Raw genomic sequence first — 15,303 nt, 5'->3', positions numbered from 1 at the left:
AGTGACGTGAGACGGTGGGGCGGGCTACCGGGCCGCCGGAATTTCGAGCATCACGGAACGGGTCAGGCTGCGCGGGCTGTCCGGGTTCAGGCCGCGGGCACGGGCCCGCTCCAGGGCCACCCGCTGTACCAGCACCAGGTCGGCCAGCGGATCGCGGTCGTGGCGTACGAAGTGCGCCCCGGTCCTGGCCACATCCGCCTCCAGATCCTCGGGAGGCTCGCCGAACAGCCAGGTCACGCGGCCGGGGGCGGCTATCGCGATCGGGCCGTGGCGGTATTCCATCGCCGGATAGGACTCCGTCCAACTCTGCGAGGCTTCCCGCATCTTGAGGGCCGCCTCGTTGGCCAGCCCGAAGGTCCAGCCCGTACCGAGGAACGAGAACTGTTCGGCGTCGACCCACTCCTGTGCGACCGGGGCGGCGAGGGCTTCGCGTGCGTCGTGCACCGCGGTGGAGACGTCCTCGCCGAGGTGTGCGCGCAGCAGCGTCAGCGCGGTGGTCGCGAAGCGGGTCTGGACCACGGACCGTTCGTCCGCGAACGGCAGGGCCACCGTCGCGTCGGAGAGGTCCGTCGCCGGCGTCCCGGGGTCGCCGATGATCGTCACCGTCGGGATGCGGCCCTTCACGGCTTCCAGAATGCGCAGCACCTCGGTCGTGGTGCCGGAACGGGTGATCGCCACCACCGCGTCGTATCCGCGTGCGCTGCCGAGGAATGCCTCCGAGGCGGCGAAGGGGTCGGTCACGCCCGCACCGGCGCTCTCGCGCAGTGCCGCGTACGACTGCGCCATGAACCACGACGTGCCACATCCGACCACGGCCACCCGCTGTCCGGGCTCGGGCAGGGGGCCGCCCGCGGCTCCGATCCGCGCGGCTTCCTGCCAGGTCTCCGGCTGGCTGCGCAGCTCCTGCTCCATGTATGAGGTCTCGCTCATGGCCACCCTCTCGTGAATGCCGTCGTGATGCACAAAACTGCATTTTCATGTTCCGTTGCAAGCAACTGTACGCAAGATCTTGGATCGCTTCCATAGCTCGTACGGGTGGTTGCGGCAGAGAGGAGGGCTGCTCGGTTCGCTCGACTGGCCCTCCGGAGACGGCGGGTGAGTGGAATGCCGCGGTAGCCTGTGACTGTTGACACTTGCGCGAAACGCCGCCAATACTCGCATGATCAGTCATGAGCAGGCCGCCCCGCCGCACAAAGGACTCATCATGTCCACTGCAACGCTCTCCGAGATGCCCCCGCCACCACCCGCGAAAGCACGCCGAACCGGCCGTCTCTTCGCGCTCACGGGCGCCGTCGTCGGTGTCATCTACGGCTACGACTCCGGCAGCATCTCCGGCGCCCTGGTGTTCCTCAGTGAGGACTTCCATCTCACCGCGGCCGAAAAGGGCCTGGTCAACAGCATCCTGGTGTTCGGCAGCATCATCGGCGCGCTGATCGGCGGCAAGCTCGCCGACGCCCTGGGCCGCAAGGCCGCGATGCTGATCGTCGCGGGCTCCTACGCCATGTTCGTCGCGCTGTCCGCGGTCGCGCCCAATGTCATCGTGCTCGACGCCGTCCGTCTGCTGCTCGGGGTCGCCATCGGCATCTCGATCGTCGCCGCACCGCTCTACATAGCCGAGTCGACGCCCGCCCGCATACGGGGTGCGTCCGTGGCCGCGTACCAGGTCGCCACGGTCGCCGGGATCGCCATCACGTACTTCGTCAACTGGGGCCTGTCCGGCGGCGGCCACTGGCGCTGGATGCTCGGCATCGCCGCGCTCCCCGCCGCGCTGGTGATGATTCCGCTGTGGCGGCTGCCCGATACGCCCCGGTGGTATGTGCTCAAGGGTGATACGGAGCGAGCGATCGAGGTCATGGCGACGACCGACCCGGATGTCGACCCGCGCGCGGAAGTGGCAGCGGTGCGCGCCGCGCTCGCGGAGGAGAGCGGCGGATCGGCGGGCTCACTGCTGCGCAAGCCGTACGTCCGCGCCACGCTCTTCGTCATCGGACTGGGCTTCTTCTGCCAGATCACCGGCATCAACGCCGTGACCTACTACAGCCCGCAGATCTTCGAGGAGATGGGGTTCACCGGCAACGGCCTGAACTTCCTGCTCCCCTCGTTCGTGCAGCTCGCGTCGCTGGCCGCGACCGTGCTCGCCATTCTCATCATCGACCGCATAGGGCGCCGGGTGGTGCTGCTGTCCGGCATCGGCACGATGGTCGTCATGCTGGCCGTGCTCGCCACCGTTTTCGGCACGGGTGGCCTGCACGGCGACATGATCTGGGTGGGCTTCGGCGCGATCCTGCTGTTCACCGCCGCCTTCAACTTCGGCTTCGGGTCGCTGATCTGGGTCTACGCGAGCGAGGCGTTCCCGGCGCAACTGCGCTCCACGGGAGCTTCGGCGATGCTCAGCGCCGACCTTGTCGCCAACCTGCTGATCGCGCAGTTCTTCCCGTCCGTACTGGCCTGGGCGGGAGCCGGCTTGACGTTCGCGGGCCTCGGCGTCCTGGCGCTGGGTGCGCTGGTCTTCGCGTCGGTCACCGCCCCGGAGACCAAGGGCCGGCAACTGGAAGAGATCCAGGGGTACTGGAGCAACGGCGGCCGTTGGCCCACACCGGCCCCTGGAGACGCCTCTCCGGGGACGGCCGCCCCGGAGAAGGCAGCAGTAGAGAAGGCGGCAGCGGAGAAGGCGGCACCGGAGACAGCTGCCCCGGAGGTGGCCCCCTGACGAGGGCGCGGGGACGGCGAGGCTGCGGCAGGCGCGCGGATACCGGCCCGTCGCGACCGCCCCTCCAGGAGGAGCGGTCGGTCGCGGGCCTTCCAGGGGCACTTCAGGAAGGACGCTGCTCCCGGAAGCGCTCCAGTTCCGGCGCCGTGGTCGTCGCCTGGAACTCGACGATGCGGTAGTCGCAGACGTCGGCGAGGGAGAACGGGTCCTCGGCCACGAGCCGTTCGACTTCCGGGCGGTCCATACCGACGGCGAGGATGACGCCACCGTCGCGCGGTACCTTGCGGCCGGCGGCGATGAAGCGCCCGGTGGCGTACTGCTCTTGCAACCACTCCACATGGTCGGCCAGTGCCGCTTCGACGCGTTCGAGGGGCGCGGTATAGGTCAGTTCAAGTACGAACATGAAGGAAATATAGAGGAGCCCCCAGGCGTCGCTGCCACCGCCTCCTGCGGTGAAGGCGCAGGCCGGAGGCGGTGCGCAGCAGGGTGTGGCGGTGGCAGCGCCGTTCGTCCGCCACCCGTTGGCCGAGTCGGAGCCGTCGCGGCGGCGCGCGCTAAAGGAATGCGGACAGGTCCGGGCGCCGTCGCCCGTGCCGCGTCGCCTTCTCGTACGCGTGGCCGGCCTGGAGGAGGGCCAGATCCGCCCGGGGAGCGGCGATGATCTGCAGGCCCACGGGAAGGCCGCCGGGCGTGAAGCCCGCCGGGACGGACAGCGCGGGCACGCCGAGTACGGAGATGACGTAAGCGGACCGCATCCAGTCCAGATACGTCTGCGTGGGACGGCCGGCGACCGTCTCCGGGTACTCCGACGCGGCGTCGAACGGGACGACTTGGCTGACCGGCGCGAGCAGCAGCTCGTAGCGGGAGAAGAAGTCGAGGGTGTCCAGGTGGAGCCGGCTGCGGGTCGCGGTGGCAGTGTGGAGATCGTCCGTCGTCAGCCGGCGCCCCTCCTCGATGTTCCAGGCCAGGCTCGGTTTGAGGGACGCGCGATCGGTGTCGAGCAGGGCACCGAAGGCCAGGTCGAAGGCGTGCGCCCGCATGGTCCTGAACGTCTCGTCGGCGCCGGTGAGGTCGGGGCAGGCGGTGTCCACGTGGCAGCCCAGTTCCGTGAAGACCGCCAACTGGGGCTCCAGGACGGCGAGTACCTCCGGGTCGGCGGGGGCCGTCCCGCCGAGGTCGGGGGCCCAGGCGACGCGCATTCCGCGCAGATCGCGGTCGAGGGGAACCCGGAACGCCTCGCCGGACGTTTCGAGACTGAGCGGGGAACGCCGGTCGGGGCCGGCCATCACGGACAGCAGCAGCGCCGTGTCGGCCACGGTCCGTGCCATCGGCCCGGCCACCGCCAGGGTGTCCCACAGGTCGCCGGATGGGTGGGAAGGCACCCGGCCCGGTGTCGGCCGCAGCCCGACGACATTGCAGAAGGAGGCAGGATTGCGCAGTGAACCGCCCATGTCGCTCCCGTCGGCGAGCGGTTGCAGCCCGACGGCCAGTGCGGCGGCTGCACCCCCGCTGCTGCCACCGGCCGAGCGGGCGGTGTCGTACGGATTGCGGGTGGTCCCGAACACCGGGTTGAAGGTGTGGGAGCCGGCGGCGAATTCCGGGACGTTGGTCTTGCCGATGCGGATGGCCCCGGCCTCCTGCACCCGGCTGACGAGGAGTTCGTCCTGGTCGGGCACGTACTCGGCATAAAGGGGTGACCCGAAGGTGGTGCGCATGCCGCGGGTGAGGTGGGTGTCCTTGAACGCGACCGGCAAGCCGTGCAGCGGCGGCACGTCCGCACCCCGGGCGAGCCGCTGGTCCGCGCGGGCCGCTTCGGCCATGGCGCCCTCGGGATCGAGGGTGACGACGGCGTTGACGGCCGGGTTGACGCGCGCGATGCGATCCAGGTGGTCCTGGACCACCTCCCGGGCGGACACCTCCCGGCGACGCAGCCCGGCTGCGAGATCGGTGGCGTCGAGCGTGTGCAGAGCGTCGGTCATGACGGCCTCGTGTCGGCAGGGTGCGCGGGTCGGGCAGGTCCCTCATCCTGTGCTCTCCTGACGGAACCGGTCAACGAGCAGCAGGACGCGACGCATTCACGCGCGTCACGGGCCGGGATCCCCTGCCTCTCCGCCACCGCGTCGGGCGGCCCGGCCGACGCGATAGCGTGGTGCCACCATGCACATTCCCGGAACGCTCTCCTGCGACGACGAACTGCGGAACTGGCCGTCCGGCGAAGCCGAGGCCCGCGCCATCCAGGACCGGCTGCGGCGCCATGTGTGCCTCGAAGAGCCCGGCCCGCAGGTGGATTTCGACGGCACCGTCGTGGGTGTCGATGTCGCCTACGACGACGCACGCGATGTCGTCGCCGCCGCGGCCGTCGCGCTGGACGCCCGCAGCCTCACCGTCGTCGACGAGGCCACCGCGGTCGGCCGGGTCAGCTTCCCCTACGTCCCCGGGCTGCTCGCCTTCCGTGAGATCCCCACGGTGATCGAAGCCCTGGCCCGCCTCGCCCGCACACCGGACCTCGTGATCTGCGACGGGTACGGACGGGCGCACCCGCGTCGCTTCGGACTCGCCAGCCACCTCGGCGTCCTGACAGGACTGCCCACCATCGGCGTCGCCAAGAACCCCTTCACCTTCCGCTACGACGCCCCGGGGCCGGAGCGGGGTGCGACCGCTCCGCTTCTGGACGGCCCCGAGGGCGCCGCCGAAGAAGTGGGGCGGGCGCTGCGCACCCAGGAGGGTGTCAAGCCGGTCTTCGTGTCCGTGGGGCACCGCGTCGGACTCGACCGGGCCTGTGCGCACACCCTCCGTCTGGCGCCCAAGTACCGCCTCCCGGAGACGACTCGGGCCGCCGACGCACTGTGCAGGCGGGCGCTGGCCGACGTCTGAACGCCGCGGCCACCGGCAGCCGTCCCGCAGCGGAGGGCGGCCCCAGGCGGGAGGGCGGATCAGCCCCGTACGACCCGGAAGGTGATGCCCGCCTCCTGGAGCCGCGTCGTCAGAGCGTCTCCCATGGCGACCGCAGGCGTCACCTGGCCCGCGGTCCTGGGCAGTTCGTCGAAGGCGAGGCTGAGGGCCGACTCGGCCAGCATCTTGGCCGTCTCGCCGTAACCGGGATCGCCGCCGGCCACCTCGGTGAGCAGCCGCCGCCCGCCTCCTCGGGCCACGAAGCGCACGGTGAACCAACTCTTCGCCCGCCGTTCAGGGCCCGGTCCGTCGCCCGGCTCCAGGCGCCCCGACAGCCACCGGCGCGCGGACGGGAGCTGGACCAGCGCAGCCAGCGCACCGGCGCCCAGCGCGCCCCCCACCGCGACCGGCAGCCGGCGCACCCCGGCGTAGTGGCGGTAGCGGAAGTCGGGTCCGTAGCGCTCCAGGGCGGCGGCGGAACGGCCGATCACCTGGGGGTCGAGGGTCGGCAGCGGCACGCCCCACGGGTGCGTCGGACCGCTCCTGAGGGGCGGGCCCGGAGTCGCCCGTACCGTACGGCCCTCAGGGAGCGGCGGTTCCTTCAGCCGGCGTTCGCGGGCCGCCCGCGCCATGTCGCGCGGGCGGGACATGGCGGTCAGCGTCGAAGCCAAGGTGCCGCCGGAGAACATCGCCCGCGCCCGCACGAAGCCGTCGATGCGCAACGGGACGCCCTCCGGGAGGTGCCGCACGGTGAAGAGCACGCCGAGGTCGTGCGGTACCGAGTCGAAGCCGCAGGAATGCACGAGGCGGGCGCCCGAAGCGCGGGCCGTCGCGTCGTGCCGCAGGTACATCCGGTCGATGAACTCCGGCTCGCCGCTCAGGTCGACGTAGTCGGTGCCGGCCTCGGCGCAGGCGGCGACCAGGGGTTCGCCGTATGTCAGGTACGGGCCGACGGTGGTGGCCAGCACCCGGGTGCCTGCGGCCAGCGCGCGCAGCGATTCCGGATCCGCGGTGTCGGCCCGCAGCAGCGGCAGCCGCGCGCAGTCCGGGTCGATGGCGGCCAGGCGGGCACGCAGCCGCTCCAGTTTCGCCGTGTCGCGCCCGGCCAGCGCCCACCGGCAGTTCTTGGGGGCGTGCGCGGCCAGGTATGCGGCGGTGAGCGTGCCCGCGAACCCGGTCGCGCCGAAAAGGACGAGGTCGTGGGCCCGTCCTGGAGTGTCCTGCCGTCGCATCGCGCGTCCTTTCGCCTGGGGTTCCGGACCCTGGGCAGCCACCGGTCAAAGATCAAAGCGCCTTCCCGCAGGCGCGGTTGGTGTGTGGTGACGCCCTTTCGGCGCGGTGGGGTGCTGCCCCGCCGCCCCGGTGCCCGACGGGTCGTGCCCTGCGGCCCCTCCTGCGGAGCCCTCTCCGGTGGCGCCGCTCGGGCAGCGTCATTCCGTGCTGTCACCCTGCCGCCCCAGTGCCACTCCCCGCACACCGCCGAGTTCGGCGAGCGCCTCCACCAGGGAGTGCGCCGATGTGGTGCCCTCCAGGCGCAGCAGCACCTCGGCCGATACCCGTTCTTCCTCCTCCGCACCGGTCTCCACCTGGACGTCGGTCACCCGGAACCCGCTGCTCGTGCATATCTCCAGCATCCGTCCCAGCAGCCCCCGTTGGGAGCGGTAGGTCAGGCGCAGCTCGACGGTCTCCGGCAGGCGGGTGGTGCCGATGCGTTCCGACACCTTCGAGAAGCCGCGGACGATGAGGAAGTGCACGGCCGTCGCGCCGGCGGCGAGCAGCGGCAGGCCGCCGCCGCACGCCATGCCGATCGCGCAGGTCAGCCAGATCGTGGCGGCCGTCGTCAGCCCGCGCACCGCGTCCTTCTTGACGAAGATCAGCCCGCCGCCGATGAAGCCGATGCCGGAGACGACCTGCGCGGCGACGCGGGACGGGTCCAGTGCCACGCCGTCCGTCCCCAGCAGCGCCCCGAAACCATGGATCGACACCTCCATGAACAGCGCGCTGCCCACGCCGACGAGCGTGTGGGTGCGCAGTCCTGCGCTCTTCTGCCGTGCCTCCCGTTCCAGCCCGATCAGCGACGACAGCAGCAGCGCTATCGCCAGCTCGGCGAACTGGCGCGGCCCCTGACCGTTGTGGATGTTGAAGAAGTCGGCGGCGAGATACGGCTGTGGCATGCAGGCATTGTCCCTCCGCCGGCGGGGAATCCCCGCTCCGCAGGCCGTTGTCAGTGGTCGCCGTTAGCGTGGTGGTCGATGGAACGTGGCGTGCGCGAAGGCGCCGCGGGACGACGGCATTCCGGTGCTGCCGACCGGTACCGACGGGGGAGCGTGACATGGAGGTTCGCATGGCGAAGGCGGCGGACGCGGTGGAGGTGCGGGAGCAGATCCGCGGGTACGCGCTGCGCCTTCCCGGCGCGGCGGAGGAGTTCCCATGGGGCGAGAGCGTCGTCAAGGTCAACAAAAAGGTCTTCGTCTTCCTCGGGGCGGAGGATGACGGCCGCCCGCCGAGAGTCACCCTCAAGCTCAAGGACCCGGAGGCGCACGCCCATGCGCTCACCGCCCCCGGTGCCGAGCCGGCCGGCTACGGCCTGGGCAACGCCGGCTGGGTGACGGTTCCGTTGACGGAACGGGGCGCGCCACCCGCCGAGTTGCTCTGCGACTGGGTGGAGGAGTCCTACCGCGTCATAGCCCCGAAGCGGCTCATCGCCGAGCTGGACGGGGGATAGCGGCGCACGGTCGGCAGTGCGCAGAGGCCCGTGGCGGCGATGGCAGTTGAGCATCGTCACCACGGGCCTTTTCCGTGGCGGGTCTTGACTCAGGGGGCTTGTGGAAAGTGGAACACGTTCTTAACATCACGAGTGTTACATCAGAAGTGTCACAGTGCGGCGCAGGAGCGAGGGGCGTGATGGCGGAATCAGGCAACGGCCCGCTCAGCGGGGTGCGCGTGGTGGAACTGGCAGGCATCGGCCCCTGCCCCTTCGCGGCCATGACCCTGGCCGACCTCGGCGCCGACGTCGTCCGGGTCGACCGGCCCGGGGGCACGGGGCTCGGCATCGACCCCGCATACGACCTCACCAACCGCAACAAACGCTCGGTCGTCATCGACCTGAAGAGCGCCGACGGAGCGGCCCGGGTGCTGGAACTGGCCGAGCGCGCCGACGTACTGATCGAGGGCTACCGCCCCGGCGTCGCCGAACGCCTCGGCGTCGGCCCTGACGACTGCCTGGCCCGCAACCCGCAGCTCGTCTACGGCCGGATGACCGGCTGGGGACAACAGGGCCCGCTCGCCGACACCGCGGGGCACGACATCGGCTACATCGCCATCACCGGCGCCCTCGGCATGACCGGGGTACCCGACGCCCCTCCCGTCGCCCCCGCCAACCTCCTCGGTGACTACGCGGGCGGCTCCCTCTACCTCGTCATCGGCATCCTCGCCGCGCTCCAGCACGCCAGGAGCGGCACCGGCCGCGGCCAGGTCGTGGACGCCGCGATCGTCGACGGCACCGCCCATCTCTCCTCGATGATCCACGGCATGCTGGCGGCCGGCGGCTGGCAGGACAGGCGCGGCGCCAATCTGCTCGACGGCGGCGCGCCGTTCTACGGCACGTACGAGACGGCGGACGGCGCCCACATGGCGGTCGGCGCCCTGGAGCCGCGGTTCTACGCCGAGTTCATCCGTCTGCTGGGCATCGAGGACCAGGCACCCGACCGCAACGACCTCGCCGCCTGGGCCGAGTTGCGCAGCGCCATCGCCGCTCGCTTCAGGACCCGCACGCGCGCGGAATGGACCGCGGTCTTCGAGGGGACCGACGCCTGCGTGGCGCCCGTACTGTCCCTGCGGGAGGCACCGGCCCACCCCCATCTCGCCGCCCGCGGCACCTTCATCGACCACGGCGGCCTCACCCAGCCCGCGCCCGCTCCGCGCTTCTCCCGCACCCCGGGCGCGGTGCGCAGACCGCCCGCGCAGCCCGGCGCCGACACCGCAGAAGTCGCCCGCGACTGGCAGGCCCCCGGCCTCCTCGCGGGCGGTGACCCGGCCACGCCGTCCGCGGCACCGGACCGTGACGGGCAGCAGGACACGGACAGCTGAGGGAAGCGCCCGCCACCGTCAAGAACTGGCTCTGAGGAGGGCCCGGACAGATGAAGCGTCAGATCTTCACCGAGGACCACGAAGCCTTCCGCGGGACGGTACGCACCTTCCTCGCCAAGGAGGTGACCCCGCACTACGAACAGTGGGAGAAGGACGGCATCGTCAGCCGGGACGCCTGGCGGGCGGCGGGCAGGCAGGGGCTGCTCGGCCTGGCCGTCCCCGAGGAGTACGGAGGCGGCGGGAACGCCGACTTCCGCTACAGCGCCGTGCTGGCCGAGGAGTTCACCCGGGCCGGCGCGGCCGGACTCGCGGTCGGGCTGCACAACGACATCATCGGCCCGTACCTCACCTCACTGGGCACCGAAGAGCAGAAGCGGCGCTGGCTGCCCGGATTCTGCAGCGGTGACCTCATCACCGCCATCGCGATGACCGAACCGGGCGCCGGGTCCGACCTCCAGGGCATCCGTACCGGCGCCGAGGACCGCGGCGACCACTGGCTGCTGAACGGCTCCAAGACCTTCATCTCGAACGGCATCCTCGCCGACCTCGTGATCGTCGTCGCGAAGACCACCCCCGAAGGCGGGGCACACGGCCTGAGCCTGCTGGTCGTCGAGCGCGGCATGGAGGGCTTCGAGCGTGGCCGCAACCTCGACAAGATCGGCCAGAAGGCACAGGACACCGCCGAACTCTTCTTCCGCGACGTCCGGGTGCCCAAGGAAAATCTGCTCGGCGAGCTGAACGGCGCCTTCGTCCACCTGATGACCCACCTCGCGCAGGAACGGATGGGCATCGCCGTCGCCGGGATCGCGGGCGCCGAACACCTCCTGGAGATCACCCGCCAGTACGTCAAGGAGCGCGAGGCGTTCGGGAGGCCGCTGGCCAAGCTCCAGCACATCCGCTTCGAGATAGCCGAGATGGCCACCGAGTGCGCCGTCACCCGCGCCTTCATCGACCGCTGTATCGCCGACCATTCCGTGGGCGAACTCGACGCGGTGCATGCCTCGATGGCCAAGTGGTGGGCCACCGAACTCCAGAAGCGCGTCGCCGACCGCTGCCTCCAACTCCACGGCGGCTACGGCTACATGACCGAATACCGCGTGGCCAAAGCCTTCACCGACGGCCGCATCCAGACGATCTACGGCGGGACCACCGAGATCATGAAGGAGATCATCGGCCGGTCCCTGCTCGGCTGACCCGGGACCGTTGGGTCCGCACCCGCCGCGACCGCTCCACCCTCATGCGAAAGGCTGCCTGACTTGAGTACCGAAGCGTACGTATACGACGCGATCCGCACCCCGCGTGGCCGCGGCAAGGCCCATGGCGCACTGCACGGCACCAAGCCCGTCGATCTCGTCGTCGGTCTCATCCACGAACTCCGCAGCCGCTTCCCCGGCCTGGACCCGGCGGCCATCGACGACATCGTGCTCGGCGTGGTCAGCCCGGTCGGCGACCAGGGTTCGGACATCGCCAAGGTCGCCGCCATCGCCGCGGGACTGCCCGACACGGTGGCCGGCGTCCAGGAGAACCGCTTCTGTGCCTCCGGCCTGGAAGCCGTCAATCTCGCCGCCGCCAAGGTGCGTTCCGGCTGGGAGGACCTGGTCCTGGCCGGCGGCGTCGAGTCGATGTCGCGCGTCCCCATGGCATCCGACGGCGGCGCCTGGGCGATGGACCCGATGACCAACTTCGCCACCAACTTCGTCCCGCAGGGCATCGGCGCCGACCTCATCGCCACCATCGAGGGCTTCTCCCGGCACGACGTCGACTCGTTCGCCGCCCTGTCCCAGGAACGCGCCGTCGAGGCATGGAAGAACAACCGCTTCGAGCGTTCCGTCGTCCCGGTACGCGACCGCAACGGCCTGGTCGTCCTCGACCGCGACGAGCACATCCGCCCCGGCACCACCGCCGAATCGCTGGCCGGCCTCAAGCCGTCCTTCGTGATGATCGGTGAGGCGGGCGGCTTCGACGCCGTGGCGCTCCAGAAGTACCACTGGGTCGAGAAGATCGACCACGTCCATCACGCGGGCAACTCCTCCGGAATCGTGGACGGTTCCGCCCTGGTCGCCATCGGCAACGCCGAGGTCGGCGAGCGCTACGGTCTGGCGCCGCGGGCCAGGATCGCCGCGGCTGCCGTCTCCGGATCCGACCCGACGATCATGCTGACCGGGCCCGCGCCCGCGGCCCGCAAGGCCCTCGCCAAGGCCGGACTGACCATCGGCGACATCGACCTGGTCGAGATCAACGAAGCCTTCGCCGCCGTCGTGCTGCGCTTCGCCAAGGACATGGGGCTCTCCCTCGACAAGATCAACGTCAACGGCGGCGCCATCGCCATGGGCCACCCGCTCGGCGCCACCGGCGCGATGATCATCGGCACCCTCATCGACGAACTGGAACGCCAGGACAAGCGCTACGGCCTGGCCACCCTCTGCGTCGGCGGCGGCATGGGCATCGCCACCGTCATCGAGCGCCTCTGACCGCCGCCCCACCCCTTACGGAGAAGCCACAGTGAGCGAGACCTCTGCGATGTCGACCATCCGCTGGGAGCAGGACGAGACCGGCGTGGTCACCCTGGTCCTGGACGACCCCGGCCAGTCCGCCAACACCATGAACGACGCCTTCAAAGCCTCCCTCACCGCGGTCGCCGACCGTCTGGAGGCCAAGCAGGACAGCGTCCGCGGCGTCATCTTCACCTCCGCCAAGAAGACCTTCTTCGCCGGCGGCGACCTGCGGGACCTGATCGCGATCACCCCGGCCGATGCCCAGCGGGCATTCGACGTGAGCAACGGCATCAAGCGCGACCTGCGCCGTATCGAAACCCTCGGCAAGCCCGTCGTCGCGACCATCAACGGCGCGGCCCTGGGCGGCGGTTACGAAATCGCGCTGGCCTGTCACCACCGCATCGCCCTCGACACCCCCGGCACCAAGATCGGCCTGCCCGAGGTCACCCTGGGCCTGCTGCCCGCGGGCGGCGGCGTCACCCGTACGGTCCGGCTGCTCGGCATCGCCGACGCCCTGCTGAAGGTCCTCCTCCAGGGCACCCAGTACAACGCCACCCGCGCCCAGGACAACGGCCTGATCCACGAAGTCGCCGCCTCTCCCGACGAGTTGCTGGCCAAGGCCCGTGCCTTCATCGACGCGCACCCCGAGTCCCAGCAGCCCTGGGACGTCAAGGGCTACCGCATCCCCGGCGGCACCCCGGCCCAGCCGAAGTTCGCCGCCAACCTCCCGGCGTTCCCCGCCAACCTCAAGAAGCAGGTCAACGGCGCGCCCTACCCGGCGCCTCGCAACATCCTCGCCGCGGCGGTCGAGGGCTCCCAGGTCGACTTCGAGACCGCCCAGACCATCGAGGCCCGCTACTTCGTCGAGCTGGTCACCGGCCAGACCTCGAAGAACATGATCCAGGCGTTCTTCTTCGACCTCCAGGCCGTCAACTCCGGCGCCAATCGCCCGCAGGGCATCGCGCCCCGCACGGTCGAGAAGGTCGCGGTGCTCGGCGCCGGCATGATGGGCGCGGGCATCGCCTACTCCTGCGCCAAGGCCGGGATGCAGGTCGTGCTCAAGGACATCTCCCCGGAGGCCGCGGCCAAGGGCAAGGCGTACGCGGAAGGGCTCCTGGCCAAGGCGCTCGCCCGCGGCCGTACGACCGAGCAGAAGCGGGACGAACTGCTGGCGCGCATCACCCCCACCGCCGACCCGCAGGATCTCGCCGGCTGTGACGCGGTCATCGAAGCGGTCTTCGAGGACGTCGCGCTCAAGCACAAGGTCTTTCAGGAGATCGAGCACATCGTCGCTCCCGATGCGCTGCTCTGCTCCAACACCTCGACGCTGCCCATCTCGGGACTGGCCGAAGGGGTCGAGCGCGACGGCGACTTCATCGGGCTGCACTTCTTCTCGCCGGTCGACAAGATGCCCCTGGTGGAGATCATCAAGGGCGAGAGGACCGGCGACGAGGCGCTGGCCCGCGCCTTCGACCTGGTCCGCCAGATCCGCAAGACCCCGATCGTGGTCAACGACTCGCGCGGCTTCTTCACCTCCCGCGTCATCGGCCACTTCATCAACGAGGGCGTGGCGATGGTCGGTGAGGGCCTCGACCCGGCCTCCATCGAGCAGGCCGCGGCCCAGGCCGGCTACCCGGCGAAGGTCCTGTCGCTGATGGACGAGCTGACCCTGACCCTGCCGCGCAAGATCCGCAAGGAGACCCAGCGGGCGGTCGAGGAGGCCGGCGGCAGCTGGCAGCCGCATCCGTCCGACGCGGTCATCGACCGGATGGTCGACGAGTTCGGCCGTCCAGGGCGCAGCGGCGGCGGCGGTTTCTACGAGTACGGCGAGGACGGCAAGCGGGCCGGCCTGTGGCCGGGGCTGCGCGAGCACTTCACCAAGAAGGACGCCGACGTTCCGTTCATCGACATGCAGGAACGGATGCTGTTCTCCGAGGCGTTGGACACCGTCCGCTGCTTCGAGGAGGGCGTGCTGACCTCGGTCGCCGACGCCAACATCGGCTCCATCTTCGGCATCGGCTTCCCGGGCTGGACGGGCGGCGTGATCCAGTACATCAACGGCTACGAAGGCGGCCTGCCCGGGTTCGTGGCCCGTGCCAGGGAGCTGGAGGCGGCCTACGGCGAGCGGTTCGCGCCGCCCGCGCTGCTGGTCGAGAAGGCCGGGAAGGGCGAGAAGTTCAGCGACGGCTGACGGACGGCGGGGGCGGCCCTGCCGCGGCGGTCCGCCCCCTCACGCCCCGGTGTCGCCGAACCACTCCCGCAGTTCCTCCTTCATCGACCGCTGGAAAGCGGTGACCAGCGCCTGCACCACCATGGGCTGCATATGGGCGGAGAGCGACTTCATCCGCGCCATCTCCTCGGCGTCAGGACCGCCGCCGCGGTAGGGCTCCCACACCTCGTCCTTGAAAAGCCGGCTCAGCTCGCGGGCCGCCGAGCGGGTGTGCTCGATGACGACGGTGCGTGCCGCGAGGATCGTCTCCAGGGCGATCGGCACGTCGAGCAGCCGGGTGCCCAGGTGCAGCAGCCCGGGATCCACCCGGAAGACGTCCGGGTCGTCGGTCCGCACCAGCACGCTCATGGCCGCGAGCCGGTCCAGGTCGTCCTCGGTCAGCTCCCGGCCGACCCGGCGTTCCAGCTGGTCACGGGCGGTGTCCTCGGCCGTGTCCGGGATCCAGCCGGCCACCAGCGCCCGGTGGATCGCCAGGTCCTGGGCGCTCAGGTCGGGCGGCAGCTGCCGCAGATAGCGCTCGATCGCGGACAGCGTCATGCCCTGGTGCTGGAGTTCCTCGATCAGCGCCAGCCGCGAGAGATGGTCGGGGCCGTAACGGCCGACCCGGCGCGGGCCGATCTCGGGCGGCGGCAGCAGTCCGCGCGTGCTGTAGAAGCGGATCGTGCGGACGGTGACGCCGGCGCGGGCGGCCAGTTCGTCGACCGTCAGGCCGGTGGCGGGCTCCATCATGTTCAACAGTATTGCTGTCTCACCACTCCTGTGAAACCTCTCGGAGGGCCGCGGACCCGCCGCGAATCTGCGTGCCGTGGCCGCCGGCGCCCCGCTGACCGTACGGAACAGGTCATGCGATTTCCCCGTGACGGGCGAAGTGGCGGTCGGACGGGGCC

Annotated in this window: 13 protein-coding genes; 7 read left to right on the top strand and 6 right to left on the bottom strand. The window is 70.8% G+C overall.

All coding sequences use genetic code 11. The features are described from left to right. Nucleotides 1-24 precede the first annotated feature (24 nt). The gene (locus ACGFNI_RS08250) at nucleotides 25-930 is read right to left on the bottom strand and encodes an SIS domain-containing protein (protein WP_393681750.1); all 906 of its coding nucleotides are present in this window, start codon (nucleotides 928-930) and stop codon (nucleotides 25-27) included. 274 nt (nucleotides 931-1,204) lie between these two features. Here ACGFNI_RS08250 and ACGFNI_RS08245 point away from each other — a divergent pair, with 274 nt between their 5' ends. Beyond that, on the top strand, nucleotides 1,205-2,710 hold the full coding sequence (locus ACGFNI_RS08245; RefSeq protein ID WP_393681748.1) for a sugar porter family MFS transporter: 1,506 nt from the start codon (nucleotides 1,205-1,207) through the stop codon (nucleotides 2,708-2,710). Between the two features lie 103 nt (nucleotides 2,711-2,813). Here the strand turns inward: ACGFNI_RS08245 and ACGFNI_RS08240 are convergent, their stop codons facing one another. Both ACGFNI_RS08240 and ACGFNI_RS08235 read right to left on the bottom strand, forming a co-directional pair. Next, nucleotides 2,814-3,113 (bottom strand): YciI family protein, encoded by a 300-nt coding sequence (locus ACGFNI_RS08240; RefSeq protein WP_393681747.1) that lies wholly within the window; start codon nucleotides 3,111-3,113, stop codon nucleotides 2,814-2,816. 151 nt (nucleotides 3,114-3,264) lie between these two features. Further along, a complete protein-coding gene (locus ACGFNI_RS08235) occupies nucleotides 3,265-4,689 on the bottom strand; it encodes an amidase (RefSeq protein WP_393681745.1) in 1,425 nt (474 codons plus the stop codon). A 178-nt stretch (nucleotides 4,690-4,867) separates the two neighbouring features. Here ACGFNI_RS08235 and ACGFNI_RS08230 point away from each other — a divergent pair, with 178 nt between their 5' ends. Next, entirely contained in the window at nucleotides 4,868-5,584 is a 717-nt protein-coding gene (locus tag ACGFNI_RS08230) for an endonuclease V (protein ID WP_393681743.1), read from the top strand. 59 nt (nucleotides 5,585-5,643) lie between these two features. On the opposite strand, the gene ACGFNI_RS08225 is transcribed toward ACGFNI_RS08230, so the two are convergent. Both ACGFNI_RS08225 and ACGFNI_RS08220 read right to left on the bottom strand, forming a co-directional pair. After that, nucleotides 5,644-6,834, bottom strand: coding sequence for a saccharopine dehydrogenase family protein (locus ACGFNI_RS08225; RefSeq protein ID WP_393681742.1), 1,191 nt, complete (start codon nucleotides 6,832-6,834; stop codon nucleotides 5,644-5,646). Between the two features lie 198 nt (nucleotides 6,835-7,032). Continuing rightward, on the bottom strand, nucleotides 7,033-7,776 hold the full coding sequence (locus ACGFNI_RS08220; RefSeq protein ID WP_393681740.1) for an MgtC/SapB family protein: 744 nt from the start codon (nucleotides 7,774-7,776) through the stop codon (nucleotides 7,033-7,035). Nucleotides 7,777-7,934: 158 nt separating this feature from the next. On the opposite strand from ACGFNI_RS08220, the gene ACGFNI_RS08215 reads away from it, so the two are divergent. From ACGFNI_RS08215 to ACGFNI_RS08195, 5 genes are all read left to right on the top strand, one after another. Then, the gene (locus ACGFNI_RS08215; protein ID WP_393681739.1) at nucleotides 7,935-8,327 is read left to right on the top strand and encodes an MmcQ/YjbR family DNA-binding protein; all 393 of its coding nucleotides are present in this window, start codon (nucleotides 7,935-7,937) and stop codon (nucleotides 8,325-8,327) included. Nucleotides 8,328-8,506: 179 nt separating this feature from the next. Beyond that, the gene (locus ACGFNI_RS08210) at nucleotides 8,507-9,691 is read left to right on the top strand and encodes a CaiB/BaiF CoA transferase family protein (RefSeq protein WP_393682187.1); all 1,185 of its coding nucleotides are present in this window, start codon (nucleotides 8,507-8,509) and stop codon (nucleotides 9,689-9,691) included. 50 nt (nucleotides 9,692-9,741) lie between these two features. Then, nucleotides 9,742-10,884, top strand: a complete 1,143-nt coding sequence (locus ACGFNI_RS08205; RefSeq protein ID WP_393681738.1) for an acyl-CoA dehydrogenase family protein — start codon at nucleotides 9,742-9,744, stop codon at nucleotides 10,882-10,884. Nucleotides 10,885-10,947: 63 nt separating this feature from the next. Next, nucleotides 10,948-12,162 carry an acetyl-CoA C-acetyltransferase gene (locus ACGFNI_RS08200; RefSeq protein ID WP_393681736.1) on the top strand — a complete coding sequence of 405 codons (1,215 nt, stop codon included), beginning with the start codon at nucleotides 10,948-10,950 and terminating at the stop codon, nucleotides 12,160-12,162. Nucleotides 12,163-12,211: 49 nt separating this feature from the next. Continuing rightward, nucleotides 12,212-14,377 carry a 3-hydroxyacyl-CoA dehydrogenase NAD-binding domain-containing protein gene (locus tag ACGFNI_RS08195; protein ID WP_393682186.1) on the top strand — a complete coding sequence of 722 codons (2,166 nt, stop codon included), beginning with the start codon at nucleotides 12,212-12,214 and terminating at the stop codon, nucleotides 14,375-14,377. A 39-nt stretch (nucleotides 14,378-14,416) separates the two neighbouring features. Here ACGFNI_RS08195 and ACGFNI_RS08190 read toward each other — a convergent pair whose 3' ends face one another. Further along, nucleotides 14,417-15,145, bottom strand: a complete 729-nt coding sequence (locus ACGFNI_RS08190) for a MerR family transcriptional regulator (protein WP_393681734.1) — start codon at nucleotides 15,143-15,145, stop codon at nucleotides 14,417-14,419. Nucleotides 15,146-15,303 lie beyond the last annotated feature (158 nt).

This window comes from Streptomyces sp. NPDC048644 (genome assembly GCF_043199105.1).
In the GTDB taxonomy this organism is placed as follows: domain Bacteria; phylum Actinomycetota; class Actinomycetes; order Streptomycetales; family Streptomycetaceae; genus Streptomyces.
This window is presented reverse-complemented; position numbering and strand designations above follow the sequence as displayed.